This is a genomic window from Coralloluteibacterium stylophorae (assembly GCF_018122625.2).
Lineage (GTDB): Bacteria > Pseudomonadota > Gammaproteobacteria > Xanthomonadales > Xanthomonadaceae > Coralloluteibacterium > Coralloluteibacterium stylophorae.
This window is the reverse complement of record NZ_JAGQFT020000002.1, coordinates 184,720-210,196: the sequence shown is the minus strand read 5'-3', so window position 1 is coordinate 210,196 and position 25,477 is coordinate 184,720. Positions and strand designations below refer to the sequence as shown.

Below are 25,477 nucleotides of genomic sequence, written 5' to 3'. Positions count from 1 at the left end.
ACGGCGTCGCCGCCGGCTCATGCCGCCAGCCGGGCCTCCTGGTCGCCGGCCACCAGGCGGAACAGCAGGCCGGCCTGCTCCTCGAGCGAACGCGCCGAGGCCGCGATCTGGCCGACCAGGCGCGCGTCCTGGCGGGCGCGGCCGTCGATCTCCTGCAGCGCGGCGCTGGCGGCGTCCACGCCCTCGCGCTGGCTCCGGCTGGCGCTGGCGATCTGCTCGACGGTCCCGGCGACGTCCAGCACCGCCTCGACCACCTCGCGCATCACCTGGCCCGCCTGCCCGGCGAGCGCGCTGCCGTCCTGGACCTGGCGCGCGGCGTCGTCGATCAGGCCGCGGATCTCGCGCGCCGACACGCCGCAGCGCTCGGCAAGGCTGCGGACCTCGCCGGCGACGACGGCGAAGCCCCGCCCCTGCTCGCCCGCGCGCGCCGCCTCGACCGCGGCGTTGAGCGCCAGGATGTTGGTCTGGAAGGCGATCGCGTCGATCACCCGAATGATCTGGCCGATGCGCTCGTTGGCGCTGCGGATGCCGGCGGTGGTGGCGACCACGCTCTCGATGACCTCGGCGCCGCGGCGGGCGACTTCGGCCGAGTCGCCGGCCTTGCATCGCGCCGCGTCGGCGCGCGCGGCGTTGTCGCGGACGGTCCCGGCCAGCTCTTCCAGCGCACCCGAGGTCCGCTCCACCACCTCGGCCTGCTCCGCGGCGCGGTGCGACATGTCGCGGTTGCTGCCGGCGATGTCGCGCGCGGCCGTCTCGACCTGCTGGGCGATGGACGTGGCCTCGCTGACCAGCTTGCGCATCTCCTCCGCCGAGCGCACCTGCTCGGTCACGTCGGTGGCGTACTTCACCACCTTGTAGGGTCGCGCCGATGCGTCGAGGATCGGGTTGTAGGAGGCCTGGATCCAGATCTCGCGCCCGTTGCTGCCGATGCGCCGGTAGCGCCCGGCGTCGAACTCGCCGCGGGCGAGCTTCTCCCAGAAGCGGCGGTAGGCATCGGAGCCGGCGGTGGCCGCGTCGACGAACAGCCGATGGTGCCGGCCGCGGATGTCCTCGACCGAATAGCCCATGACGTCGAGGAAGTTGCGGTTGGCGTCGAGCACGGTGCCGTCGAGCGCGAACTCGATCACCGCCATGGTCTTGTCGATGGCGTCGATGCGGCCCTCGAAGTCGGCTGCCTGCCGGGTCTGCACGGTGACGTCGGTGGCGTACTTCACCACCTTGGTCGGGCGCCCGCCGCCGTCGAGGATCGGATTGTAGGAAGCCTGGATCCAGATCTCGCGGCCGTCCTTGCCGACGCGGCGGTAGCGGCCGGCGTCGAACTCGCCGCGCCCGAGCTTCTCCCAGAAGCGCGCGTACTCGCGGCTGCCGGCCTGCCCCGGGTCGACGAACATGCGGTGGTGGCGGCCGCGGATCTCGTCGAGGCGGTAACCCACCGCGCGCAGGAAGTTCTCGTTGGCGTCGAGGATGGTGCCGTCGAGCGCGAACTCGATCACCGCCATCACCTTGCCGATGGCATCCACGCGCCCGGCGAAGTCCACCGCCTGCACCATCTGCGCGGTGACGTCGGTGGCGTACTTGACCACCTTGTACGGACGCCCGGCGCGGTCGAGGATCGGGTTGTAGGAGGCGTTGATCCACACCTCGCGGCCGTCCTTGCCGAAGCGGCGGTAGCGGCCGGCATCCGGTTCGCCGCGCCCCAGCCGCTCCCAGAACAGGCGGTACTCGTCGCCGGTGCGGGTGGCGTCGTCGACGAAGATCGCGTGGTGTCGGCCCTGGATCTCGTTCAGGCGGTAGCCCATGAGGTCGAGGAAGTTGCCGTTGGCGTGCAGGATCCGGCCGTCGAGGCCGAACTCGATCACCGCCATCACCCGGTTCACCGCGTCCAGCTGCGAACGCAGGTCGCTGTCGAACGCGCGCTGCCACCACGGACGCGACGGCATGCCGTCACCGATGTCCCTGCTCATTGCCGGCTCCTCCCGACCCGCCGGCAGCCCGGGCCATCCGGACGTTCGCCGCGACGAATCTGCGCGGGGTTATCGGCCCGGTCCGGCACGCCCTTGATCGCGAACGCCGCGACGCACTGTCCCGAAGGACGCGCGCCGGTTCAGGCCGGCGGGAACAGGAGCATGGCGTCGCCGTAGGAGAAGAAGCGGTACTTCTGGGCGACGGCGTGGCGGTAGGCCTCGAGCACGCGCTCGCGCCCGGCGAAGGCCGACACCAGCATCAGCAGGGTCGATTCGGGCAGGTGGAAGTTGGTCAGCAGCGCGTCGATCGAACGCAGGCGGTAGCCGGGAAAGATGAAGATCGTGGTCTCGCCGGCGTAGGGCAGCAGCTCGCCGTCGCGCATCGCGCTCTCCAGCGCCCGCACCACGGTGGTGCCGACCGCGATCACCCGCCCGCCGCGCGCCCGCGCGCGCCGCACCTGCTCGACCAGCTCGGCACCGACGTTGAGCCATTCGCTGTGCATGCGGTGCTCGTGCACCGAGTCCACCCGCATCGGCTGGAAGGTGCCGGCGCCGACGTGCAGGGTCACGTGCCCGAACTCGACCCCGCGCGCGCGCAGCGCGTCGAGCAGCGGCGGATCGAAGTGCAGGCCGGCGGTGGGCGCGGCCACCGCGCCGACCTCGCGGGCGAATACGGTCTGGTAGCGCTCGGCGTCGGCGGCCTCGGCCTCGCGGGTGATGTAGGGCGGCAGCGGCAGCCTGCCGGCGCGCAGCAGGAGTTTCTCCAGCGACTCGTCGGCATGCTCCGGCGGCGGCGTGAAACGCAGGCGGTAGAACTCGCCCTCGCGCCCCAGCACCTCCGCCTCGCCGCCGGCATCCAGCTGGATCGCCGTGCCGGGGCGCGAGGGCTTGCTCGCCCCGAGCTGCACCCGCGCCTCGTTCGCGCCGAGCACGCGCTCGACCAGGATCTCGACGCGCCCGCCGCTGGTCTTGCGGCCGTAGAGCCGCGCCGGCAGCACGCGGGTGTCGTTGAACACCAGCAGGTCGCCGGGCTGCAGCAGGTCCGGCAGGTCGCGGATGCCGCGATCGGCCAGCGGCGCCGGCGCCGGCGGCAGCACCAGCAGGCGGCTCGCCGAACGCTCCGCCAGCGGCGCCTGGGCGATGAGCTCGACGGGGAGCTCGAAGTGGAAGTCGGATTTCTTCAAGGTGTGATGGAGCGGGAACGGGGAACGGGGAACGGGGAACGGGAAGCGGGAAGCGGGAAGCGGGAAGCGGGAAGCGGCGATTGTAGGCGTTCGCTCCTGTAGGAGCGGCTCCAGCCGCGACCGGCGCCGACGCGGCTCGGCTACAGCCAGCCCTTCTGCCGCGCCAGCCGGTGCGCCTCGATGCGGTTGCCGACGCCGAGCTTGCCGATCGCCTCCGACAGATAGTTGCGCACCGTGCCCTGCGACAGGTTCAGGTGCGCGGCGATCTCCGGTGCGCTGCGGCCCTCGCCGGCCAGGCGCAGGACCTGGCGTTCGCGCTCGGTGAGCGGATCGGCCTCGCCCCAGGCCTCCACCGCCAGCTCCGGATCGATGGCACGGCCGCCGCGATGCACGCTGCGCAGCGCCTCGGCCAGCTTGTCCGCGGGTGAATCCTTGAGCAGATAGCCGCGCGCGCCCGCATCGAGCGCGCGGCGCAGGTAACCGCCGCGGGCGAAGGTGGTCACCACCACCACGCGCACGTCCAGCGCCGCATCGCGTACCCGCTGGGCGAGTTCCAGCCCGGTCATGCCCGGCATCTCGATGTCGGTCACCAGCACGTCGATGCCGCCCTGCCCCAGGCGCTCCCAGGCGATGGCGCCGTCGCGCGCGACGGCCACGACCTCGATGTCCGGCTCCAGCCCGAGCAGTGCGGCGAGCGCGCCGCCGACCAGCGCCTGGTCCTCGGCGATGAGGACGCGGATCACGCGCGAAGAGGGGGAATGGCCATGCCGCGCATGCTAGCCGCGCTCAGCAGGTTTCGCGCAGCAGGCGCATCTCGTCCAGCGGCACGCGCAGGCGCAGGCGGGTACCGCCGGCGTCGGACTCGACCGCGAGATGGCCACCCACCGCCTCCATGCGTTCGCGCATGCCGGTCAGCCCGTTGCCGGCGGCGCGCACGCCGCCGCGGCCGTCGTCGTCGATCTCCAGCAGCGCGTCGCGGCCGTCGCGACGCAGCGCCACGCGCATGCGCCCGGCACCGGCGTGGCGCAGCACGTTGGTGGTCGCCTCGCGCAGTCCCAGGGCCAGCGCCGTCTCCGCCGCCGGCTCCAGCACCAGCGGCGCGAGTTCGACCACCAGCTCGATGTCGGCGCCCAGCAGCGCCAGCCGCGCGCCGGCGATCTCGGCGTCGAGGCCGGCCGCGCGGATGCCGGTCACCGCCCGCCGCACCTGGCCCAGGGATTCGCGGGCGACGCGCTCGACCTCGGCGATCTCCTGCCGCGCCACCGCGAGCGCCCGCGCCTCGCCGCCGGCGCGCTCGACCAGCTTGCCGGCCAGCTCGCTCTTCAGCGCGATCACGCTCAGCGTGTGCCCGAGCAGGTCGTGCAGGTCGCGGCCGATGCGCTCGCGCTCCGCCATCCGCGCCAGGCGCCTGACCTCGTCGTGGCTCAGCCGGAGCTCGGCGTCGTGGCGCAGCTGCGCCTGCGTCCACAGCCCGCTGGCCGCCACCGCGCCGCCCACCACCGCGGTCACCAGGAAGTTCGCCCACTGGCCTCCGATGAGCAGCACCTGCAGCCCGTAGGCGGCCAGCAGCGGCAGGCACAGCGCCGCCGCCGTCCGCGGGCGCATGCGATAGCCGCAGAACAGCATCGCGTAGATCACGAACGTGCTGCCGCCGGGATTGACCGGCGTCAGGGCCATGCCGATCGCCGCGGCGCCGAGCGCGATCGCCACGATCGGGCGGGCGTCGGCTTCGACCCGGAAGCGTGCGAAGGCGGCAAAGTGCAGCGGCAGGTAGAGCACGGTCGCGGCCAGCGAGGCCAGCACCGCGCTGGCGGGCACCTCGCGCCAGAAGAACATCGGCAGCGCCACGAAGAACAGGTAGCACAGGCTCATCCAGCGCCAGAAGCGGAAGGCACGCTCCTGCCGCCGGGCGGGATCGCGCGGCCCCGGGCGCGGCAGGGACAGGGCGGCGTCCTCCGCGCTCACGGCTGTGCCGCGCCGGCGCCCGCGGAAGACAGCGCACGGTCGAAGAACGCCGCCGCATCGTCCGCCACCATCCGGTGCAGCGCCTCGCGGCCGCGGCCGCCGTCGCGGCACAGCGGCGACGCCATCAGCCGGCCCCGCCACGTGCACCGCGCCAGGAACGCGTAATGGCCGACGTCTTCCACGATCTCGAGCTCCGCTTCGGGGATGGCCATGATCGCCGGCGCGACCTGCGCATGCACGGGCGCCTGGTCGTCGTCGGTGCCGACCACCGCACGCAGCGGCAGGTCGATGCCGCGCAGGCTCGCCGGAGCGAAGGCCGGCGTCAGCGCCGGGGCCATGGCATAGACCGCGCGGATGCGGCGGTCGCGGCGGTCGGCGCCGGCGCGTATCCGCGAGCCGCGCACCGTCGCGGCCTCCGCGCCTGCGCCCGGGCGCAGGCGCTCGTGCAGGTCCTCGCCCAGCGTCGCGGCCTCCGGCGGCGGCCGGCAGCCGGCAACCTCCGCGCGTGGCCGGCAGTAGGCCGCGTGCCGGGCCAGGTCGGTGCGCGCGCCGGCCAGGCTCATGACCGTATGGCCGCCGAGCGAGAAGCCGGCGGCGCCGATGCGCCGGCGATCGATCCGCGCCGACCACACCGGGTCGGCCAGCAGCGCGTCGAGCAGCACCGACAGGTCATCGGCGCGCTCCCACCAGAGCACGAAGCCCTCGGGAAGGTAGCGCGGCTCCGCCGCGGTGTTGCCGTGGTGATCCACGGCCGCCACCAGGGTAGCCGCGCGCAACCAAAGCCTCGGCCAGCCAAGACAGCTGCGCGGCGCTGCCGCCGGTCCCGTGCGACATCACGATCAGTGGCCGCGCGCCGGGATGCCGGGCCGGCGCGGCGCCGGCCACCGCGCGTCCGAACAGGAACGGCCCGGCCGCCCAGGGCTGCCCCTGCACGCCGTCCTCCGCGCGGTACCACAGGGTGGCGACGACCGGACGCGGACCGGGGCCGTCCCAGCGCGGCCGCTGCGGATCCTCGAGCGCCAGCCGCGTCCGCCCGACCGCGACGCCGTCCGCGCCGGGACCGGCACAGCCGGCGGCCAGCCACAGCGCCGCGCACAGCGCCAGGCCGGTACGCACCCTGTTCTCCGTCCGCGCGCCCATCGCCGCACGCGCCGCGCGAAGGGCAAGCCCGCACTTGCGACCCAGACCCGCGGCGAAACCGCTCGGCGCCGCGAGGTGCACCGCCATGCCGGCCAGCGGCCGCATCCCGGTCGCGGCCAGCACCCGCTCCGCGAGGTACCGGGCCGGCCGTGCCGGCGCCAGGTCCTGCGGCCACCGCGGGAACACGCCCTGCGGCATCCGGAGGCCGGTCGGCAGGGCCAGCGGGCTCGTCCTGCCGGCCCCGTTCGGATCGGCGAGCGCCAGCATCTCGCCGGCCCCGGCCGCGAGGCTGACGCCAGCCGGCGTCGGGGCGTCGCGGTAGCGTGGGTGCGCCTCGCCCATGCGGGCGAGCGGGCGGGAGGCGTTCATGGGCATGCTCGGCGGCGACTGCGGGGCAGTCTCGACGGCGGGTGGCGCGGCCGGCAGTGGTCGCCGTCAGCGGCGGCGGATGACAGCCGTCACCCGGGGTTACCGCGCCAGGGCACGCATGCTACAGTGCCGGATTCGCCGCACGCGCGGCAAGTCGTTAATTTTCCAACAAAAAGCGGGCAATAGCGGAGGTCGTCGACCACCCGCGCCACGCCAGAAGGAGGTCACGATGAGCGCGATCCAGAAGCTGTCTTCCCTGCGGTCCCACGGCGGCGCGGTGCGCACGCGGGGCCTGGACGATGCGGTGGTGGAGCGCCTCGCGGCGCAGTTCCCGGAGCTCGGCAAGGCCATCGACGCCGCCGTCGAATGCAAGGCCCACCTGGCCGCGGAGTTCGGCGAGCTCATGGACCTGGACGAGGACGCGCAGATCGCCGCCGTGCAGGCCGGCTTCGTCAACTTCTACGCCGAGGATGCGGTGAATCCCTACGTGGCCCTGGCCGCGCGCGGGCCGTGGATCGTGACGCTCAAGGGCGCGGTGCTGCACGACTCCGGCGGCTACGGGATGCTCGGCTTCGGGCATGCGCCCGCCGCGATCATCGAGGCGATGGCGCGCCCGCAGGCCATGGCCAACGTCATGACCCCGAGCCTGCCGCAGCTGCGCCTGACCCGCGCGCTGCAGCAGGAGATCGGCCATACCCGCGGCGGCTGTCCGTATGCGCGCTTCATGTGCCTCAACTCCGGCTCCGAGGCGGTGACGCTCGCCGGCCGCATCGCCGACGTCAACGCGCGCGAGCAGACCGAGCCGGGCGCCCGTCACGCCGGCCGCCGCATCCGCCGCCTGGCGGTCCGCGGCGCCTTCCACGGCCGCACCGAGCGCCCGGCGCTGTACTCCGACTCCACCGCCAAGGCCTACCGGCAGCACCTGGCCAGCTTCCGCGACGAGACCAGCCTGATCACGGTCGAGCCCTATTCGGTCGAGCAACTGCGCCAGGCCTTCGCCGACGCCGAGGCCGCGGGCGAGTTCATCGAGGCGGTGTTCCTCGAGCCGGTGATGGGAGAGGGCGATCCCGGCCGTTCGCTGACGCCGGAGTTCTATGCCGCCGCGCGCGAACTCACCCGCGCGCACGGCGCCCTGCTGCTGGTCGACTCGATCCAGGCCGGCCTGCGCGCGCACGGCGTGCTGTCGATCGTCGACTACCCCGGCTTCGAGGGGCTGGAGGCGCCGGACATGGAGACCTACTCCAAGGCGCTCAACGCCGGCCAGTACCCCTTGAGCGTGCTGGCGGTGACCGAGCCGACCGCCGGGTTGTACCGCAAGGGCATCTACGGCAACACCATGACCAGCAACCCGCGCGCCATGGACGTGGCCGCGGCCACCCTGGGGGAGCTCGACGACGCGACCCGCGCCAACATCCGCGCGCGCGGGCGCGAGTTCGTGGAGAAGCTCGAGGGGCTCAAGGCCGAGCTCGGCGGCGACATCACCAAGGTCCAGGGCACCGGCCTGCTGTTCTCCTGCGAACTGTCGGACGCCTTCAAGTGCTACGGCGCCGGCTCCACCGAGGAGTACCTGCGCGAGCACGGCATCGGCGTGATCCACGGCGGCGCCAACTCGCTGCGCTTCACCCCGCATTTCCGGGTGACTTCGGCCGAGGTGGACCTGGTCGTCGACCGCCTACGCGACGCCCTTCGCAACGGCCCGCGCAAGCGCGAGGCGGAGGCGGCCTGACCGCGACGGCACCGGCAGATCGCGAAGAGGAACGGGGCGCACTGCGCCCCGTTCTCCTTTCCGGCCACCGGCGGAACGGCTTCAGTCGACCTCGGGCAGGTCGTCCGGCACGCCCTGCGCCGGGATGAAGGCCAGCGCATCCGGCTCGGCCCCGGTCTTCCAGCGCTCGACCACCCGCCAGTCGGCGGTGTCGATCACGGCGATCTCGTCGGCGCCGCTGACGGCGACGTAGGCGCGGCGGCCGTCGGGGTCGACCAGGGCGCCGATCGGCAGCGCGGCGCGGCCGAGCATGGTCTCGCGGTACTCGCGGCCGGCCTCGGCCAGGGCGATGCGCGCGACCTCGCGCCGCGCCGCCACGTCGAACACCGCCAGCTCCGCCGAACGTGCATTGGTCACCAGCGCGTGGCTGCCGTCGGGCATCATCGCCACGCGGATCGGGAAGCCCGGCGACGGCAGCGTCGCCACCACCTCGCGCCGCGCCGCGTCGATCACGCTGATGCTGTCGTCCGCGCGATTGCTCACCCACACCTCGCGGCCGTCGGGCGTGACCGCGATGCCCTCGGCGCCGGCGCCGGTGGCGACCTCGGCGACCTTGCGACCCTGCGCCAGGTCGACCACCGCGACCGTGCCCGCCTCGACCTTGGTCACCCAGGCGGTCTCGCCCGCGGGGGACAAGGCCAGCATGTGCGGCTTGCCCGCGCCGACATCGATCTCCTGCTCGATGCGGCCGGTGCCGAGGTCCACCACCAGCACGCGGTCGCTGCCCTCGGTGGTGGCGGCCACGCGATGGCTGCCGGGGAGGAAGCGCAGGCCGTGCGGACGCGTGTTCGCGCCGAGCTGGACGGTGCGCGAGATGTCGCGCAGGGTCCAGTTGATGACGGTCAGGGTGTTGCCGGGCTCGTCGCTGCCGTAGTTGCCGACCACCGCCAGCGAGCGGTCCGGCGAGACCACCACTTCGTGCGGCGCATCGCCGCTGTCGAACTCGGCCAGGCGCAGCCCGGTGGTGGTGCTCAGGGCCCAGACCGTGTCGCCGGACTTGTTGCCGACCAGGAGGGTGTCGTTGGCGAGCGCGGGCGTCGCCGCGAGGGCGGCGAGGACGAGCAGGCGGCGCAGCATCACAGGACTCCGTGGAACGCGGACCGATGAACCTGCCAGCCGCATCGTGAGCATCGCGTGCGATCGACGCCTACCGGCGCCGGCGTGCGACCGACACCACCACCACCAGCGCCACGCCGAGGATCGCGGCGATGATCCAGTAGCCGAGCCGGCTCGGCGCGTTCGCCTCCTGCACCGCGGCCGCATCGGTCGCGGCCGGATCCGCCGCGGCCCGGCCATCGTCCGCCGCGGCCACGCGCTGCCAGCGCCCGTCGACCAGGACGATGCCGGCCGGCGTCGCCGGCACGCGCTCGCGCCAGCGCAGGCGCAGGTCGCCGACCTCCGGCTGCGCCGGGTCGGCGGCCGTGGTCAGGCCCGAGGCGTCGGGCTGGAAGGTGGCGGCCATGTTCGGATGCAGGGCGTCGAGGTCGGGCAGCAGCGGCCGCCATTCGCTGTCCAGCAGCGCCGGATCGATCGGATGGCCGTCGAGGGTCATCGCGCCCGCCGCCCAGCGCGCGGGCGGCACCGGCATCTCCGGATTGCGGTGCGCCGCGTCGAAGCCGCTGCTGTCGATCGCCTCGCCGCTCCAGGTGCCGACGTAGCGCCCGTCGTCCTGGTGCCACTGGTACATCTCGACCTGGCGCTCGAGGGCGAGACCGCTGCTGCGCACGCCGAAGTCGGGATCGCGCAGCTCGCCGACCGCCTGCGGCGGGCCCTGCGGCACAGGCAGGGTCGCATCCCGATCCGCCTGCGCAGCGGCGGAGGTCGCCGTCGCGACCGCGAACAGGCCTGCAAGAAGCAGGGGGATGCGGCGACGCAGGCTGCGTGCGCCGCCGGGAATCGAAAAGGATGTGCTCACGGGTCTCGCGGATCGCCACACCGGCCGCTGCCGGCAGCCCATCATGCGCGCCTGCCGTGAACGCCGCCGCTACGACAGCCGGCGCTCAGCGGTAGATGCTGCCCTTCTGCTCCGGCCGGTCCGCTTCCTCGTTGCCACGGCTGGCGCTCTCCCAGCGCGGATCGTTGCCGACCTCGACCTCGCCGCTGTCGAGGTCCCAGGTCACCACCTGCATGTTGCCCCAGGTGCGCTCGCCGGCGGAGACGGTGTGGCCCATTGCCTCCAGCGCCTCGACCTGCCTCGCGTCGAAGGCATCGGGCTCGGCGGAAATCGCGTCCGGCAGGTACTGGTGGTGGTAGCGCGGCCGCGCGGCCGCGGCCTGGGCGTCGCCGCCGTCCATCAGCGTCTGCAGGCCGAGCAGCACCATGGTGATGATGCGGCTGCCGCCCGGCGTGCCGATCGCGGCCGCGCGGTCGGGCCCGATCAGGAAGGTCGGGGTCATCGACGACAGCGGGCGCTTGCCCGGCCCCACGGCGTTCGCCTCCGCACCGACCAGGCCGAAGGCGTTGGGCACGCCCGGCTTGGCCGAGAAATCGTCCATCTCGTTGTTGAGCATGAAGCCGGTGCCCTCGATCGCCAGCGCGCTGCCGAAGATCAGGTTCACCGTCTGCGTCACCGCGGCCATGTTCCCGTCGGCGTCGACGATCGAATAGTGGGTCGTCTCCGGCCGCTCCGACGGCGCACCGATCCCCGGCAGCATCGCGCTCGGCGTGGCGCGGTCGGGGCGGATGCCGGCGCGCAGCCCGGCGGCATAGGCCGGGTCCATCAGCAGCGCCGTCGGCACCTCGACGTGGTCGGGGTCGCCGAGATAGATCGCGCGGTCGCGGTAGGCACGGCGCATCGCCTCGACGTTGAGGTGCACGCGCTGGGTCTGGTCCATGTCCTCCAGCGCATAGCCGGCCAGGACGTTGAGGATCTCGGCCAGCGCGATGCCGCCGGAGGACGGCGGCGGCGCGGTCACCAGCTCGTAGCCGCGATGGCGCAGGCGCAGCGGATCGCGCTCGACCACGCGGTAGTCGGCCAGGTCCTGCGCCGTCCAGATGCCACCGGCGGCGCGCACGCCGTCGGCCAGACGCCGCGCATAGTCGCCGCGGTAGAAGCCGTCGGCGCCCTGCGCGGCCAGCAGCTCGAGCGTGCGCGCATAGTCGGGGTTGCGGATGCGGGTGCCGACCGCGGGCACCCTGCCCTCCGGCAGGAACAGCGCCTTCGCCGCCGGGCTGCGTTCGAGCACCGCGCGACGGGTGCCGAGCATGGCCGCGTTCTTGGGGCCGAACTCCCAGCCCTCCCGCGCCAGCCGGATCGCGGGCGCCAGCGAACGCGCCAGCGGCAGCCTGCCGTAGTGCTCGGCCAGGTGCACCAGGGCCGCCGGCAGGCCGGGGATCGCCGCGGCCAGCGCGCCGTCGGTGGAACGCTCCGGCACCGGATTGCCGTTCGCGTCGAGGTACATGTCGCGGGTGGCGGCCGCCGGCGCGCGCTCGCGGGCGTCGACGAAGACATCCCGCGCCGGCTGGCCGTCGCCGGCGGCGACGTGCAGCAGGAAGAAGCCGCCGCCGCCGAGGCCGGAACTCTCCGGCTCGACCAGGCCGAGCGTGGCGCTCACCGCCACGGCGGCGTCGAAGGCGTTGCCGCCGGCGGCAAGGATCTCCCGCCCCGCGGCCGAGGCCTGGTGGTTGGCACTGGCGATGCCGGCCTCGCGCGGGCGCGTGGCCTGCGCGAGTTCGACGGCGGACGCCGGCGATGCGGCGACGGAGGCGATGACCAGCAGCAGGCGGGCGAGCACGGGCTTCAAGCGGCGTCTCCGGTGGTGAGCAGCCGGTACTTCACCAGCAGCTCGTCGCGGGATTCGGGATGCGCGGGATCCGGATCGATGCACTCGACCGGGCACACCTCCACGCACTGCGGATCGTCGAAGTGTCCGACGCACTCGGTGCAGCGCGAGGCGAGGATCTCGTAGATCGTCTCGCCCATGCGGATCGCCTCGTTCGGACAGGCGGGAGCGCAGACGTCGCAGTTGATGCAGAGGTCGTTGATCAGCAGCGCCATGGCGACTCCGGCGCACGCGCGTCAGGACGCGACGGCCCGCGCGCGGCGGGCCGTCGGATGCAGCGATGACGGGTCGGCGACCGCGTCACTTGGCCTCGACGAAGACGAACTCCGCGCCGGACGGCGCGACCGCCTCCTCGACGCGGGCGCGGTCGTCGGACGCGCCGACGAACAGCACGCGCACGCCCTTGAGCGAGCCTTCCGCGGCCTCGCCGAAGGCGGCGACCACCAGGTCGCCCATGCGGCCCGAGCTCGGCGAACCGAAGGCCAGCATGTTGCCGGCCGGCACGGTGCGGCGGATCACGCTGGAGACCTGGTCGAGCTGGCGGATGTAGGTCGACTCGTAGTCGTCGCCGCCGGCGCCGGCATTGGTCGCGGCCACGCTCGGGCCGGAATCCAGCGTCTGCGCCGGGGCGGCCTCGTCGGCGGGGGCCTCGTCGGCAGCCGCGGTGGCGTCCTCGCCGATGCCGGCGGCGGCGTCGGCCGACTCGTGCCCGGCCGGCGCGGCCGGCAGGTAGTACATGTAGGGCGAGCCGCTGATGCCGCTCATGTTCTGGATCACGATCTGGCGCAGGTAGTCGCGCCACGCCGCGTCGTCGGTGCTGGTCGGCGCGGTGAGGGTCGCCGGCGCGGCGGCCTCGGAGGCCGCCTGGCCTTCGTCCTGGTTGCACGCCGACAGCGCCAGCACGGCGAGGGACGACGCGAGGAACAGCGGAAGCTTCTTCATGGGTTGGAACCTGCCTGTCGTTGATCGGGCACACCGCGCCCGGTGGGTGGATTGTCCGCGGCTAGCGCGGCGAACGCGACCATTTGTGGCCCAGAGCCGCGGCGACCACCGGATGCACGAATCCGGACACGTCGCCCCCCAGCCTCGCGACCTCGCGCACGAGGGAGGAGGACACGAAGCTGTACTGCTCGGCCGGGGTCAGGAACAGCGTCTCGACCTCCGGGATCAGGTGGCGGTTCATGCTCGCCAGCTGGAACTCGTACTCGAAGTCCGACACCGCGCGCAGGCCGCGCAGCAGCACGCCGCCGCCGACGTCGGTGACGAAGTGCGCCAGCAGCGAGGCGAAACCGATCACCTCGACGTTGTCGAACTCCGACAGCGCCTGGCGGGCCAGCTCGACGCGCTCGTCGACGCTGAAGGCCGGGCCCTTGTTCGGCGATTCCGCGACGCCCACCACGATGCGGTCGAACAGCGGCGCGGCGCGGCTCACCAGGTCGATGTGGCCGTTGGTGATGGGATCGAAGGTGCCGGGATAGACGGCGGTGCGGTTGCGTTCCGCGCTCATGCTCGGGTCGGCTCCTGGGGCCCCGGTCCAGGGGATTCGAGTGGTCCGTCGATTCTAGCAGCGCCTGCCGGGCCGGCCCGGAGCAGGGCGAAACGTACGTCGCGGGTGCTTCCCTCGCGATGCAGGCGCCACTCCGCCGGCACCGGCCAGTCCTGCTCGCGACCGCACTCGACGTAGACCAGGGCGTCGTCGGCGAGCCGCGGGCGCAGCAGTGCGATCGTGCGCGGCAGCAGGTCGGCGGCGAACGGCGGGTCCAGCAGCGCGAGGTCGATCGAGGCCGGCGGCTGCGCCTCGAGCCAGGCCAGCGCATCGCCGCCGACCACCTCGACCCGCGCGCCGGCACCCTCCAGGCGCGCCACGGTCGCCCGCAGGCTTGCGACCAGCGCCGGATCGCGCTCGACCAGGGTCACCCGCGCCGCGCCGCGCGACGCGGCCTCCAGCCCCAACGCGCCGCTGCCGGCGAAGGCATCGACCACCCGCGCGCCCGCCAGCCGGCCCTGCAGCCAGTTGAACAGCGTCTCGCGCACGCGGTCGGAGCTGGGGCGCAGGCCGGGCGCATCGCCGACGGCCAGACGCGTGCCGCGCCAGCGTCCGCCGACGATGCGCACGCTTCCCGGACCTGCACCTGGGCGCGCGCGGCCGGCCTGGCGGGCGCGCGCGTTCATCGGGGACTGCGGAGGGCGGGTGCTACCATCGCGCCATTGTCCGCCATCCGCACGGCGCGTGCCGGAGCCGTGTGCGGGAGCCGCGGAAGCGCCCTTCGGCGTGCGGCCCCCGGAACGGCCGGCGACGCCGCCATCGCGCCCCTGCCCCCGGTCTTTCGCATGTTCAACTTCGGCAAGAAGAAGCCCGCTCCACCGCCGGCACCGGCGAAGAAGGAGGCCGCCGCCGGCCCGCAGGGCTTCAGCCCCGAGGATCTCGCCCGCGCCTTCGACGCCCACCAGGAGGAGAAGGCCGCGCGCGAGGCCGCGCGTGCCGAGGCCCGCGCCGCCTACGCGCAGCCGGTCGCCAAGAGCGCGCTGGCGCGCGGCTTCGCCAACCTGTTCACGCGCAACGCGAAGCTCGACGAGAACCTGCTCGACGAGATCGAGACCGCGCTGATCACCGCCGACGTCGGCGTCGCCGCGACCACGCGCATCGTCGACGACCTGCGCGAGCGGATGAACGCGCGCGAATTCCCCGACGTGCCCGCGCTGGTGCGTGCGCTGCGCGGCGAGCTGATGGCCCTGCTCGCACCGGTGGCCAAGCCGCTGCGGATCGACCCCGAGGCGAAGCCCTTCGTGCTGCTCACCGTCGGCGTCAACGGCGTCGGCAAGACCACCACCATCGGCAAGCTCGCGCACCGCTTCCAGAACGAGGGCCGCGGCCTGATGCTCGCCGCCGGCGACACCTTCCGCGCCGCCGCGGTCGAGCAGCTCAAGGTCTGGGGCGAGCGCAACGGCGTGCCGGTCGTGGCCCAGGGCCAGAACGCCGACCCGGCCTCGGTCGCCTACGACGCGCTGCAGTCGGCGAAGTCGCGCGGCACCGAGATCCTGATCTGCGACACCGCCGGCCGCCTGCACACCCAGGCCGGGCTGATGTCGGAGCTGGGCAAGATCAAGCGCGTGCTCGGCAAGATCGACCCGCGCGCGCCGCACGAGACGCTGATGGTCATCGACGGCACCACCGGCCAGAACGCGCTCAACCAGCTGCGCCAGTTCAACCAGGCGGCGAAGGTCACCGGCCTGGTGGTGACCAAGCTCGACGGCACCGCCAAGGGCGGCGTGCTGTTCGCGCTGGCGCGCGAGTTCGCGATCCCGATCCGCTTCGTCGGCCTGGGCGAACGGCTGGAGGACCTGCGCGAGTTCGATCCGGAGGCCTTCGTCGACGTGCTCCTGCCCGAGACCCTGGCGTCCTGACGCGCACGCCGTGCCCACGAGCCGCCGCGCCCGCCGCTGGCTGATCGCGCTGGCGATCCTCGCCGCGCTGGGCCTCGTCGCCGTCGGCCTCCTCGGCCGCCTGCTGCAGCCGGAACGGCTCACGCCGTTGATCCTGGGCCGCGCCGGCGAGGCGCTGGGCCTGGAGCTCGCCACCGATGCTCCCGTCGACTACGCGCTGCGCCCGGAACCGCGCCTGGTGCTGCCCGGCTTCACCGCGACCGTCCCCGGCGAGGCGACGCCGCTGCTGCGTGCGCGTCGGATCGAGCTGGCGCTGCCGTGGTCGACCCTGCGCGGCGGCGACGGCCCGGTCACCGTCACCCGGATCCGCCTGGTCGCGCCGGAACTCGACGTGGATGCGCTGCGGCGCTGGCTGGACGCCCGGCCCGCCGGGCCGGATACCGGCCTGGACCTGCCGGTGCTGACCGACGGCCTCGAGATCGAGAACGGCCGCGTGCGCGGCGCCGGATGGGCGTTGGAGGCGCTGCGGCTGGAACTGCCGGAACTGGTCCCGGGCGCGCCCGCGCGGGTCGAGGCCGCGGCGGTGGTGGATGTCGGCGGCGACCGCCTCTACCCGATCCAGGTCGTGCTCGCGGCGACGCCGTCCACGCCCGCGGGCGACCTGCTGCTCGACGCCCTGCGCCTCGACCTCGACGCGCCCTCGCCCCTGCCCGCGCTCGAGACGGAGGGGATGCTGCGCTGGGGCGCGACGATCCGGCTCGCGCTGCAGGGCCGGCTTGAGGACTGGCCACGGGAGTGGCCCGTCCTTCCACTTCCAGACGACGCCGCGCCCTCGTCTCCCGATGCGACGCCGCTCGCGTTCGCGCTGCGCTACGACGGCGGGCCCGACCTGGCCGGGGCGCTGCGGATCGAGCTCGCCCGGCACGACGCGCAGGCGCGGATCGAAGCCGCGCCCGCCGCGGTGCTGGAGTGGCTGGACGCGCCTACGGCCTCGCCGCTGCCGCCGCTGCGCGGCCGCGTCGAGATCCCGGTGCTGGAGACCGCCGGCGTGCGCGCGAGCGGCGTGGTCGTCGAACTGCAGGACGCCACGCCGGCGGACGCCGATGGCGACTGACGCCGCCGCCCTGCCCGTCGCCGCGGACGACTTCGCCACGCGCCTGCTGCGCTGGTTCGACGTCAACGGCCGCCACGACCTGCCCTGGCAGCACCCGCGCAGCGCCTACCGGGTGTGGGTCAGCGAGATCATGCTGCAGCAGACCCAGGTGCGCGTGGTCGTGCCCTACTTCGAGCGCTGGATGCAGGCGCTGCCGAACCTGGCGGATCTGGCCGCCGCCGACGCCGACACCGTGCACGCGCTGTGGGCCGGCCTCGGCTACTACGCCCGCGCCCGCAACCTGCATGCCGCGGCGAGGCGCTGCGTCGCGCTGCACGAGGGCGCGCTGCCGCGCGACATCGAAGCGCTGCTGGCCCTGCCCGGCATCGGCCGCAGCACGGCCGGCGCGATCCTCGCCCAGGCGCACGGCCTGCGCTTCCCGATCCTCGACGGCAACGTCAAGCGCAGCCTGGCCCGCTACCACGGCATCCGCGGCTGGCCGGGCACGCGCGCGGTCGAGCTCGAACTGTGGGCGCTGGCCGAGGCCCATCTCCCGCAGACGCGCCTGGCCGACTACACCCAGGCGGTGATGGATTTCGGCGCCACCCTGTGCACCCGCCAGAACCCGGCCTGCGTGCTGTGCCCGCTGCAGGACGCCTGCGTCGCCCGCCGCGAAGGCGCGACCGCGGAAATCCCGGCGCCGAAGCCGGCCAGGACGCTGCCGCAACGCGAGACCACCATGCTGGTGGTGATCGATACGGACGGGCGCCTGCTGCTGGAACGACGCCCGCCAGCGGGCATCTGGTCGGGCCTGTGGTCGCTGCCGGAGGCGGCGGATGCGGATGCCGCCCATCGCGCCCTGGCGCGCCATGCCCGCGTCGAGTTCGACGCCGGCGAGCCGCTGCCGGCGATCGAGCACGGCTTCAGCCATTACCGCCTGCGCATCCAGCCGGTGCTGTGGCGCGGCGCGGGCCCGATCGACCGCGTGGCCGAGGACGGCGTGCGCTGGCAGCCGCTGGCCGCGCTGGACCAGGTCGGCCTCCCCGCGCCCGTGCGCCGCCTGCTGGGCGGCATCGCGGTGTCGTGACGGCCCCGCCGCCTTCCGGAGGAGCGGCTTCGGCCGCGACCGCCGGCTGCCGTCGACCGCGGCACCACGTCGCCGGATCGCGCCTCGCCCTGCGGGAGGGGCTCCGGTCCCGACGGATGAGGTCGCGCCGCACCGGTCGCGGCTGAAGCCGCTCCTTCGGGGCTTGTCCGCTCCGCGCGGCTCGCGGCGCGCCGGGGTCGTCCCTATGCTTCCCGCATGATCGAAGCAGGCTCCGCTCCCCACGCCACCTCGCACCTGCGCCGCATGGCCACCGGCCTGCTGCTCGCCGTTGCCACGCTCGTCGCCGGGCAGGTGCGCGCGGACGACGCCGTCGACCGCATCCTGCCGTCGCGCGAGCAGCTCGACCCCGCCCACTGGATCGCGCGCGCCGCCGACGCCGAAGCTGCGGCGCCGCCGGACGCCATCGCCGCGCAGAACGCGCGCCTGGTGGCGCTGGACGATTCGGTGGAGGACATCGCCGCACTTCCGGTCGAGCTTAACGGCGCCGCGGTCGCGGCCCGGATCCGTGCGCTGTCGACGCGCCCGACGCGCACGCTCTACGACGAGCGCGGCGAGATCATCCCGAGTGCCGACCTCGACGCCCTGCTCGCGGCGACCGCGCTGCAGCGCGTGCCCGCGACGGTCGCGCCGCGCTTCGGCCTCGCCGTGCGGCGCACCGCGCTGCGCACCTTCCCGGGCGCGCTGCGGGCGTTCTCGACTCCGGGCGATACCGACATCGACCGTTTCCAGGAGTCGGCACTGTTCCCCGGCGACGCGGTCGCGGCGCTGCACGCCAGCGCCGACGGCGAGTGGCTGTTCGTCGCCAGCGATCGCTACAGCGCCTGGGCGCGCGCGGCGGACATCGCGCTGGGCACGCGCGAGGCGGTGTTCGGCTACGGCCGCCGCGAGCCCGCGCTGGTGGTGACCGGCGCCACCGCACGCACCGTGTTCAACCCGCAGCGGCCGGCCCTGTCCGCGCTGCAGCTCGACATGGGGGTGCGCGTCCCGCGCCTTGCCGACTGGCCGGCGCAGCGCGCGGTCGACGGCCAGAGCGCCTGGCGCGGGCATGTCATCGAGCTGCCGGTACGCGATGCGGACGGCGGCCTCGCGTTCGCGCCGGCGCTGCTGCCGCCGACCGCCGATGTCGCCGACGCACCCCTGCCGCTCGATCCGGCCAACCTGCTCCGCCAGGCCTTCAAGTTCCTCGGCGAGCGCTACGGCTGGGGCCATGCCTTCGAGGCTCGCGACTGCAGCGGCTTCGTCTCCGAGGTCTACCGCAGCATGGGCGTGGTGCTGCCGCGCAATACCGGCGACCAGGCGACGAGTCCGGCGTTCGCGCGCACCGGATTCGATGCCGACGGCGACCGCGCCGCCCTCCGTGCGGCGCTGGCGCAGGCGCGGGTCGGCGACCTGCTCTACATCCCCGGCCACGTGATGATGGTGATCGGCCACGAGGACGGCATGACCTGGGTGATCCACGACGTCGCTGGCGTCGGCGTGAGCGGGACCGACGGCGAACTGCTGCGCATCCCGCTCAACCAGGTCGCGGTGACCGCGCTGGAGCCGCTGCGCGCCGACGCAGGCACACCGCTGCTCGAGCGCATCCACGCCATCGTGCGCCCGCGGCCCGACGCCCCGGCGACCCGGTGAGGATCGTCGACCTCCGCCTGGGCCTGCTGCGGGTCCCGCTGCGCGTGCCGTTCCGCACCGCGCTGCGCTGCGTCGACGAGGTCGTCGAAGTGGTGGTCGAGCTGCACACCGACAGCGGCCACGTGGGTCGCGGCGCCGCGCCGCCGACGCCGCCGATCACCGGCGAGACGGTGGAGTCGATCGTCGGCGCGATCCGCCACGCGATCCGGCCGCGCCTGCTGGGCGCGGCGGTGGCCGATCTCGACCGCAACGCGCGCCTGGTCGCCGCCGCGCTCGACGGCAACAGCAGCGCCAAGGCCGCGGTCGACATCGCCCTGCACGACCTGTTCGGCCAGCTCCACGGCGCGCCGCTGTATCGGCTGCTCGGCGGCGGCCCGGCGCTGTTCTCCACCGACATCACCATCAGCGCGGGCGACACCGGGGCGATGGTCGCCGATGCGCTGGCGGCCCTGGACCGCGGCTTCGAGGTGCTGAAGGTCAAGCTCGGGCGCGAGCCCGCGGCCGACCTCGCGCGCATCCGCGCCGTGCATGCGGCCGTGGGCGGGCGCGCGCGCCTGCGGCTGGACGCGAACCAGGGCTGGAGCGCGGCGCAGGCGGTGCGGACCCTGCGCGAGCTGGAGGACGAAGGCCTCGCCTTCGACCTGCTCGAACAGCCGGTGCCGGCCGACGACCTGGATTCGCTCGAGCACGTCACCCGCCGCATCGCCACGCCGGTGCTGGCGGACGAGAGCGTGTTCGGCCCGCGCGAGGCGCTGGAGGTGATCCGACGCGGCGCCGCCGACCTCATCAACATCAAGCTGATGAAGACCGGCGGCATCGGCGATGCGCTGCGCGTGGCCGACATCGCCGCGATGCACGGCGTCGGCTGCATGATCGGCTGCATGCTCGAGTCGGGCATCGGGGTGACCGCGGCGGCGCACGTGGCCGCGGCGCGCGCCTCCGTCATCGGCCGCGTCGACCTCGACGGCCCCTCGCTGTGCGCCCGCGACCCGCTCGACGGCGGCGCGATCTTCGACGGCCCCGACATCCGCCTCGCCGACGCGCCGGGCCTGGGCATCCGCGCGGTGCACGGACTGGCGCCGCTGCCGGACTGAGGCACGCCGCCACCGGCCGCTTTGCGCGTAGGCTCGCCCGATGGACATCCGAACCAAGCCCCTTTCCCGCTCCCCGCGCACGCGCTGGCGGCGCGTCGCGGCAGTGCTGCTGTCCGCCATGCTCGGCGGAACCGTGGCCGCGCAGGGCGGGCCGTGGCCGGACGCGCGCCAGCTGGTCCTGGTGGTGAGCGCCGACTGGGACGCTCCGCGCGGCCGCCTGCACGCCTACCAGCGCCACGCGCCGGACGCGGCCTGGCAGGCGGTGGGAGGCGGCGCCGAGGTGGTGCTCGGCCGTGCCGGCTCGGCCTGGGGCATCGGCCTGCATCCACGGCAGTCCGGCGGTCCGCACAAGCGGGAAGGCGACGGCCGCAGCCCCGCCGGCGCCTTCGCGATCGGCGCAGCCTTCGGCTACGCGGACGCGGACGCGGTCGCCAGCGGCCTCGGCTACCGCGCGATGACCGCCACCGACTGGTGCGTCGACGTGCCGGGCTCGCCGCTCTACAACCGCATCGTGGACAGCGCCGCGGTCGGCGAGGCCGCCGTCGCCGGCGCCACCGAGCCGATGCGCCGCGACATCCACGCCGACGGCGACCAGCGCTATCGCGCGGGCTTCGTCATCGACCACAACCCCGACGCCAGCGCCGGGGCCGGGAGCTGCATCTTCGCCCACCTCTGGGACTCGCCCGACACGCCGACCGCGGGCTGCACGGCCATGGCCGCGCCGCGGATGCAGACGCTGCTGGGCTGGCTCGAGCGCGAGGCGGCGCCGGTGTTCGTGCTGCTTCCGGAGTCCGAGTACCGGCGCCTGCGCGAAGCCTGGCGCCTGCCCGCGGGCGCGGCACCGTGAGCGCCGGCCCGGAGGCCGGCGACAGCGCACTGCCGGTGGACCCGGCGCTGGGCGGCCTCGCGCGCGACGTCGGGCGCTGGCAGGTGCTGGGCCTGTCGATCAACGATGTCGTCGGCAGCGGCATCTACCTGCTGCCGGCGACGGTATTCCTGCTGCTGGGCCCGCTGAGCGTCTGGGCGGTCCTGCTCGCAGGCTGCGCGGTCGGCCTGCTGGTGCTGTGCTACGCGCAGGCGGCGAGCTACTTCGACGCGCCGGGCGCGAGCTATCTGTACGCGCGCGAGGCGTTCGGCCCGTTCGTGGGGTTCCAGGTCGGCTGGACGGTATGGCTGACCCGCGTGGCCGTCGCCGCGTCCCTGAGCAACGGGCTCGCCGACGCGGTGCAGCGGTTCTGGCCCGCTGCCGCCGACGGCGCCGGCCGGATGGCGGTGGTCGCCGGCTCGCTTGCCCTCCTCACCGCGCTCAACGTGGTGGGCGTGCGCTGGGCGGCACGCGCCGGGGTCGCGATGACGCTGGGCAAGCTGATCCCGCTGCTGCTGTTCGTGGCGATCGGCGCCTTCCACATCGACTGGGGGCTGGCCGGCGCCGGCAAGGCACCCGATGCCGGCGACCTGCGCACGATGAGCGAGGCGGCGCTGCTGCTCCTGTTCGCCTACGCCGGCTTCGAGAACCTGCCCGCCGCGGCCGGCGAATACCGCAACCCGCGCCGCGACGTGCCTTTCGCCCTGCTCACCATGATCACCGTGGTGACCCTGGTCTACGCCGCGGTGCAGCTGGTCGCGCAGGGCACGCTGCCGGGCCTGGCGCAGTCGTCCGCCCCGGTCGCCGATGCCGGCGCGCGGCTGGCCGGCGAGGGCTTCGCCCTGCTGATCACCGTCGGTGCCGCGGTCTCCATCCTCGGCACCAACAGCAACACCATGCTGCTGGGGCCGCGCTTCCTCTACGCGCTGTCGGTCGACGGCTACGGGCCGCGCGCCTTCTCGCGCATCTCGCCGCGCTATCGGACGCCGGCGCTGGCGATCGTCGTGCAGGGCGGGCTGGCGCTGGTGCTGGCGCTGACCGGATCGTTCGTGGGCCTCGCCCTGCTGTCGACGCTGACCCGCCTGTGCGCCTACATGGCCACCGCCGCCGCGGTGCTGGTGCTGCGTCGACGGCATCCGGACCGGCCGGGCGTGCTGCGCCTGCCCGGCGGCCCGCTCATCCCGGTGTCCGCCCTGCTGCTGACGGCCGTGCTCTTCGCGAGCGCGAGCCTCGCCAACCTGCTCGCCGTCGGCCTCGCCCTCCTGGTCGGTGCCGCCATCTACCGCTTCTGGCGCCGGCCTGGGCCCCCAGGCGAGGGATGAAGCCGACCAAGAAAAAAGGGCCTGCGATCGCTCGCAGACCCTTGAAACGATGGTGGCCGGGGAGGGAATCGAACCCCCGACACGGGGATTTTCAATCCCCTGCTCTACCAACTGAGCTACCCGGCCATCCGCACGGTCATCGCCCGTGCGAGCCGCGCATCTTAGCGAGCGCCCGCGCCGGCGGCAAGCACATGGCGCGAAGTCGCCGGCGGCCGCAGACGCATCCGCGACGCGCTGGCGCGCAGGCTCGTATGCAGATCAACGCCACCGGAGATCCACCGATGCCCCTGCGTGCCTCGACCCGCGCCGCGCGCGCGCTCCCACTGGTCCTGTCCGCCACCATCGCCGTCGCGGCCGGCTGCTCGAGCATCTCCCCGCGGGACCGCGACGCCGCGCGCCTGGCCGAGTACGAGGCGGCCGCGGGCGCGCCGGTGGATTCCTTCCGCTACTTCTCGCTCTCCTCCTGGGAGCCGCTCGGCGACCGGGCGCTGGCGGTGCACACCAGTCCGCGCCAGGCCTGGCTGCTGGAGGTCAGCGGGCCGTGCAACGAGCTTCCGTACACCCCTGCGATCGGGCTGACCTCGAGCGTCAACACCGTATCGGCCCGCTTCGACAGCGTGCTCACCGGCCGCCGCGAGATCCCCTGCAGGATCGAGCGGATCCGCCCGGTCGACGTGGCGCAGCTGCGCGAGATCGCGCGGCGCAGCGACGACATGCAGCGCACGGTCGAGGCGCGCGAGCGCCCGGCGACGCTGGGACAGGACGCCGAAGGCTAGCGTTGCCCGCGGGCAGGCACGAGCCGGCTCAGGCCGGTTCGACCGGGACGTAGCCCGCAGGCTTATCCGCACCGCCCCCGAACAGGAACTTCTCCATCTCCGCCTGGAGGAAGGCACGGTGCTTCGGGTCGAGCGGCGAAAGCCGGTTCTCGTTGATCAGCATCGTCTGGTGCGCGAGCCAATCCGCCCACGCCGCCTTGCCGATCTCGTCGTAGATGCGCCGGCCGATCGGGCCGGGCCAGGGGATGAAGTCCAGACCTTCGGCCTCGGTCTGCGACTTGGTACAGAAGACGGTGCGGCTCATGCCGGCCAGTGTAAGCGAGCGGCGCACCGCCGTCGGCCGCGAGGACGCCGTGCGCCCCCGCGGAAGCCAGGCGACGACCTCAGCCGGCGGCCGCGAGCGTGGGATTGATGGGAGTGGGAGTCTCGCCAGCGAACTCCGACGGAAGCCGCTCGCGCTCCCAGGTGCCATCGGGACGCTGGATCCGGATCACCACCCGACATTCGGGCACGTCGTGATGGTTGCGGGCGTTGTTGACCGCCGTGCGCAGCGCCCTGCTGCGGGTTCCGCAGGGAACGAAGCTGCCGCTCCCGTCCTTGACACCCCAGGTGCCGGCCGGGCCCAGCACAACACTCCAAGCTTTGGTGTCCATCAGTTCGATCCTGTTCGGTTGTCCCGGATGCGGGACCTGGAAGGAGGCTGTAACAAACGCCGTGAAGGGCTTGAGTTGATTGCAGGTCGGTGGTGTGACACCCGTCGAGACCGCGCTCTTCGCGTGCCGCTCCGCAGCATTCCGCCATGGATCGCGTGAAGGGATTGCTACGACGCAGCAGAGAACTTCCTGATCCGGATCAGCGGTTTCGGTGACGCTGCACCAATTTCTTTTGCAACGCAACAATCACGGCTCCAACGTTTTCTTTACTTGCCGATGAAAACGTTTACAGTCCGCGCCGCATGCGCTCCCACGATTCCAGCTGCGCGCCATGACCGCGACGATCAAGGACGTCGCGCGGGAGGCGAATGTTTCGGTCGCCAGCGTGTCCCGGGCACTGAACGGCCGCGGCAACATGTCGGACGCGACCCGCGCGCGCGTGCTCAAGGCGGCGCAGCGCCTCGACTATGCGCCGAACGGCATGGCGCGCAGCCTGATCACCCGCCGCACCCACACCGTCGGCGCGCTGCTGCCCGAGCTCTACGGCGAGTTCTTCTCCGAGTTGATCCGCGGCCTGGATCTCGCCGCGCGCGCGCACGGCCTGCACCTCATGGTGTCGAGCTCGCACGGCAATGCCGCCGAGGCCGCGGCCGCGATCCGCGCCCTGCACGGTCGCGTGGACGGGCTGCTGCTGATGTCGCCCTACGCCGACGCCGCATTCCTCGGCACGCATCTGCGTGCCGGCCTGCCGACCGTGGTCATGAACACGCAGTGCGCGGACGAGCGCGTGCCGAGCTTCAGCGTCGACAACTACGGCGGCGCCCAGGCCGTGGTGCGCCACCTGATCGGGCTCGGCCACCGGCGCATCGCCCACATCGCGGGCCCGCAGGACAACTTCGAGGCCGCCGAGCGCCTGCGCGGCTACCGCGACGCCCTCGCCGAACTGGCGCCCGATCAGGAGCCCGAGGTTCTCCCGGGCGGGTTCACCGAGGAATCCGGACACCGCGCCGGACAGGCGATCGCGGCGATGGCGCGACGTCCCGACGCGGTTTTCGCCGGCAACGACAGCATGGCGATCGGCTGCCTGTTCGCGCTCGCCGCTGCCGGGCTGCGCGTGCCCGTCGACATCGCGCTGGCCGGCTTCGACGACATCCCGATCTCGCGCTTCGTCAACCCGCCGCTCACCACGTGCCGGGTACGAATCGCCGACCTCGGCCGGCACGCCATGGACCGGCTCATCGCCGTCGTCACCGAGTCCACCGTTGCAGAGGTCGAGACCCACACGGTCTCGCCGGAACTGGTCGTGCGCGCCAGCTGTGGCGCCGGCTCCGCATCCACCCGCTGATCGAAGACGAACAACAACAACGTCCCCCGATGTAAGCCA

The 25,477-nt window shown here is 73.7% G+C and carries 24 protein-coding genes, 1 tRNA gene and 1 pseudogene; 10 read left to right on the top strand and 16 right to left on the bottom strand.

What is annotated here, in order from left to right; all coding sequences use genetic code 11:
* Positions 1-17: 17 nt before the first annotated feature.
* From KB893_RS03425 to KB893_RS03400, 6 genes are all read right to left on the bottom strand, one after another.
* Positions 18-1,940 carry a methyl-accepting chemotaxis protein gene (locus KB893_RS03425; protein WP_213173483.1) on the bottom strand — a complete coding sequence of 641 codons (1,923 nt, stop codon included), beginning with the start codon at positions 1,938-1,940 and terminating at the stop codon, positions 18-20.
* Positions 1,941-2,104: 164 nt separating this feature from the next.
* The gene (queA, locus tag KB893_RS03420; protein ID WP_211925585.1) at positions 2,105-3,148 is read right to left on the bottom strand and encodes a tRNA preQ1(34) S-adenosylmethionine ribosyltransferase-isomerase QueA; all 1,044 of its coding nucleotides are present in this window, start codon (positions 3,146-3,148) and stop codon (positions 2,105-2,107) included.
* Between the two features lie 140 nt (positions 3,149-3,288).
* A complete protein-coding gene (locus KB893_RS03415; protein ID WP_211925586.1) occupies positions 3,289-3,891 on the bottom strand; it encodes a response regulator transcription factor in 603 nt (200 codons plus the stop codon).
* A gap of 43 nt (positions 3,892-3,934) precedes the next feature.
* The gene (locus tag KB893_RS03410; protein ID WP_338026840.1) at positions 3,935-5,113 is read right to left on the bottom strand and encodes a sensor histidine kinase; all 1,179 of its coding nucleotides are present in this window, start codon (positions 5,111-5,113) and stop codon (positions 3,935-3,937) included.
* Entirely contained in the window at positions 5,110-5,871 is a 762-nt protein-coding gene (locus KB893_RS03405) for an alpha/beta hydrolase family protein (RefSeq protein WP_213173438.1), read from the bottom strand. Before KB893_RS03405 ends, KB893_RS03410 begins: the two co-directional genes overlap by 4 nt.
* Positions 5,783-6,520: an alpha/beta hydrolase gene (locus KB893_RS03400; protein ID WP_213173437.1), complete on the bottom strand. Its 738-nt coding sequence runs from the start codon at positions 6,518-6,520 to the stop codon at positions 5,783-5,785. Before KB893_RS03400 ends, KB893_RS03405 begins: the two co-directional genes overlap by 89 nt.
* Before the next feature lie 331 nt (positions 6,521-6,851).
* Here KB893_RS03400 and KB893_RS03395 point away from each other — a divergent pair, with 331 nt between their 5' ends.
* Complete coding sequence (locus KB893_RS03395) at positions 6,852-8,348, top strand: aminotransferase class III-fold pyridoxal phosphate-dependent enzyme (protein WP_211925589.1); 1,497 nt, start codon at positions 6,852-6,854, stop codon at positions 8,346-8,348.
* Between the two features lie 81 nt (positions 8,349-8,429).
* Here KB893_RS03395 and KB893_RS03390 read toward each other — a convergent pair whose 3' ends face one another.
* The 7 genes from KB893_RS03390 to rsmD form a co-directional block, all read right to left on the bottom strand.
* Positions 8,430-9,464, bottom strand: a complete 1,035-nt coding sequence (locus KB893_RS03390) for a YncE family protein (protein WP_246505272.1) — start codon at positions 9,462-9,464, stop codon at positions 8,430-8,432.
* Between the two features lie 70 nt (positions 9,465-9,534).
* The gene (locus tag KB893_RS03385) at positions 9,535-10,302 is read right to left on the bottom strand and encodes a TMEM43 family protein (RefSeq protein ID WP_211925591.1); all 768 of its coding nucleotides are present in this window, start codon (positions 10,300-10,302) and stop codon (positions 9,535-9,537) included.
* An 85-nt stretch (positions 10,303-10,387) separates the two neighbouring features.
* Complete coding sequence (gene ggt / locus KB893_RS03380) at positions 10,388-12,130, bottom strand: gamma-glutamyltransferase (protein ID WP_211925592.1); 1,743 nt, start codon at positions 12,128-12,130, stop codon at positions 10,388-10,390.
* Positions 12,127-12,384, bottom strand: coding sequence for a YfhL family 4Fe-4S dicluster ferredoxin (locus KB893_RS03375; RefSeq protein ID WP_211925593.1), 258 nt, complete (start codon positions 12,382-12,384; stop codon positions 12,127-12,129). The genes ggt and KB893_RS03375 overlap by 4 nt, the downstream gene beginning before the upstream one ends.
* Positions 12,385-12,469: 85 nt before the next feature.
* Positions 12,470-13,111 (bottom strand): hypothetical protein, encoded by a 642-nt coding sequence (locus tag KB893_RS03370; RefSeq protein WP_211925594.1) that lies wholly within the window; start codon positions 13,109-13,111, stop codon positions 12,470-12,472.
* A 61-nt stretch (positions 13,112-13,172) separates the two neighbouring features.
* The gene (coaD, locus tag KB893_RS03365; protein WP_211925595.1) at positions 13,173-13,676 is read right to left on the bottom strand and encodes a pantetheine-phosphate adenylyltransferase; all 504 of its coding nucleotides are present in this window, start codon (positions 13,674-13,676) and stop codon (positions 13,173-13,175) included.
* Complete coding sequence (rsmD, locus tag KB893_RS03360; RefSeq protein ID WP_211925596.1) at positions 13,673-14,341, bottom strand: 16S rRNA (guanine(966)-N(2))-methyltransferase RsmD; 669 nt, start codon at positions 14,339-14,341, stop codon at positions 13,673-13,675. The genes coaD and rsmD overlap by 4 nt, the downstream gene beginning before the upstream one ends.
* Before the next feature lie 348 nt (positions 14,342-14,689).
* Between rsmD and ftsY the strand changes: the two are divergent.
* The 7 genes and pseudogenes from ftsY to KB893_RS03325 form a co-directional block, all read left to right on the top strand.
* Positions 14,690-15,574, top strand: a pseudogene (gene ftsY, locus KB893_RS03355) (signal recognition particle-docking protein FtsY); the annotation flags it as partial.
* A gap of 10 nt (positions 15,575-15,584) precedes the next feature.
* Positions 15,585-16,667 carry an AsmA family protein gene (locus KB893_RS03350; protein WP_213173436.1) on the top strand — a complete coding sequence of 361 codons (1,083 nt, stop codon included), beginning with the start codon at positions 15,585-15,587 and terminating at the stop codon, positions 16,665-16,667.
* Positions 16,657-17,733 (top strand): A/G-specific adenine glycosylase, encoded by a 1,077-nt coding sequence (mutY, locus tag KB893_RS03345; RefSeq protein ID WP_211925599.1) that lies wholly within the window; start codon positions 16,657-16,659, stop codon positions 17,731-17,733. Before KB893_RS03350 ends, mutY begins: the two co-directional genes overlap by 11 nt.
* A 216-nt stretch (positions 17,734-17,949) precedes the next feature.
* Positions 17,950-19,383 (top strand): SH3 domain-containing protein, encoded by a 1,434-nt coding sequence (locus tag KB893_RS03340; protein WP_213173435.1) that lies wholly within the window; start codon positions 17,950-17,952, stop codon positions 19,381-19,383.
* On the top strand, positions 19,380-20,477 hold the full coding sequence (locus KB893_RS03335; RefSeq protein WP_211926607.1) for a dipeptide epimerase: 1,098 nt from the start codon (positions 19,380-19,382) through the stop codon (positions 20,475-20,477). The genes KB893_RS03340 and KB893_RS03335 overlap by 4 nt, the downstream gene beginning before the upstream one ends.
* A gap of 118 nt (positions 20,478-20,595) precedes the next feature.
* Positions 20,596-21,324, top strand: a complete 729-nt coding sequence (locus tag KB893_RS03330) for a L,D-transpeptidase family protein (protein WP_246505354.1) — start codon at positions 20,596-20,598, stop codon at positions 21,322-21,324.
* Positions 21,321-22,664, top strand: coding sequence for an APC family permease (locus KB893_RS03325; RefSeq protein WP_377730850.1), 1,344 nt, complete (start codon positions 21,321-21,323; stop codon positions 22,662-22,664). Before KB893_RS03330 ends, KB893_RS03325 begins: the two co-directional genes overlap by 4 nt.
* A 50-nt stretch (positions 22,665-22,714) precedes the next feature.
* On the opposite strand, the gene KB893_RS03320 is transcribed toward KB893_RS03325, so the two are convergent.
* Positions 22,715-22,790, bottom strand: a tRNA-Phe gene (locus KB893_RS03320).
* A gap of 155 nt (positions 22,791-22,945) precedes the next feature.
* On the opposite strand from KB893_RS03320, the gene KB893_RS03315 reads away from it, so the two are divergent.
* Positions 22,946-23,440, top strand: coding sequence for a DUF6491 family protein (locus KB893_RS03315; protein ID WP_211926609.1), 495 nt, complete (start codon positions 22,946-22,948; stop codon positions 23,438-23,440).
* A gap of 28 nt (positions 23,441-23,468) precedes the next feature.
* Here the strand turns inward: KB893_RS03315 and KB893_RS03310 are convergent, their stop codons facing one another.
* Positions 23,469-23,744: an oxidative damage protection protein gene (locus tag KB893_RS03310; RefSeq protein WP_211926610.1), complete on the bottom strand. Its 276-nt coding sequence runs from the start codon at positions 23,742-23,744 to the stop codon at positions 23,469-23,471.
* A 79-nt stretch (positions 23,745-23,823) separates the two neighbouring features.
* Entirely contained in the window at positions 23,824-24,093 is a 270-nt protein-coding gene (locus KB893_RS03305) for a hypothetical protein (protein ID WP_211926611.1), read from the bottom strand.
* A gap of 331 nt (positions 24,094-24,424) precedes the next feature.
* On the opposite strand from KB893_RS03305, the gene KB893_RS03300 reads away from it, so the two are divergent.
* Positions 24,425-25,438, top strand: a complete 1,014-nt coding sequence (locus tag KB893_RS03300; RefSeq protein WP_213173434.1) for a LacI family DNA-binding transcriptional regulator — start codon at positions 24,425-24,427, stop codon at positions 25,436-25,438.
* Positions 25,439-25,477: the final 39 nt, after the last annotated feature.

Bases quoted from the DNA above. Each gene is read 5' to 3' on its own strand.
- coaD (WP_211925595.1), bottom strand. From the start codon at position 13,676: ATGAGCGCGGAACGCAACCGCACCGCCGTCTATCCCGGCACCTTCGAT.
- KB893_RS03390 (WP_246505272.1), bottom strand. From the start codon at position 9,464: ATGCTGCGCCGCCTGCTCGTCCTCGCCGCCCTCGCGGCGACGCCCGCG.
- KB893_RS03425 (WP_213173483.1), bottom strand. From the start codon at position 1,940: ATGCCGTCGCGTCCGTGGTGGCAGCGCGCGTTCGACAGCGACCTGCGT.
- KB893_RS03305 (WP_211926611.1), bottom strand. From the start codon at position 24,093: ATGGACACCAAAGCTTGGAGTGTTGTGCTGGGCCCGGCCGGCACCTGG.
- KB893_RS03375 (WP_211925593.1), bottom strand. From the start codon at position 12,384: ATGGCGCTGCTGATCAACGACCTCTGCATCAACTGCGACGTCTGCGCT.
- rsmD (WP_211925596.1), bottom strand. From the start codon at position 14,341: ATGAACGCGCGCGCCCGCCAGGCCGGCCGCGCGCGCCCAGGTGCAGGT.
- KB893_RS03300 (WP_213173434.1), top strand. From the start codon at position 24,425: ATGACCGCGACGATCAAGGACGTCGCGCGGGAGGCGAATGTTTCGGTC.
- mutY (WP_211925599.1), top strand. From the start codon at position 16,657: ATGGCGACTGACGCCGCCGCCCTGCCCGTCGCCGCGGACGACTTCGCC.
- KB893_RS03395 (WP_211925589.1), top strand. From the start codon at position 6,852: ATGAGCGCGATCCAGAAGCTGTCTTCCCTGCGGTCCCACGGCGGCGCG.
- KB893_RS03370 (WP_211925594.1), bottom strand. From the start codon at position 13,111: ATGAAGAAGCTTCCGCTGTTCCTCGCGTCGTCCCTCGCCGTGCTGGCG.
- KB893_RS03315 (WP_211926609.1), top strand. From the start codon at position 22,946: ATGCCCCTGCGTGCCTCGACCCGCGCCGCGCGCGCGCTCCCACTGGTC.
- KB893_RS03340 (WP_213173435.1), top strand. From the start codon at position 17,950: ATGATCGAAGCAGGCTCCGCTCCCCACGCCACCTCGCACCTGCGCCGC.
- KB893_RS03330 (WP_246505354.1), top strand. From the start codon at position 20,596: ATGCTCGGCGGAACCGTGGCCGCGCAGGGCGGGCCGTGGCCGGACGCG.
- KB893_RS03400 (WP_213173437.1), bottom strand. From the start codon at position 6,520: ATGCTGGCGCTCGCCGATCCGAACGGGGCCGGCAGGACGAGCCCGCTG.
- KB893_RS03310 (WP_211926610.1), bottom strand. From the start codon at position 23,744: ATGAGCCGCACCGTCTTCTGTACCAAGTCGCAGACCGAGGCCGAAGGT.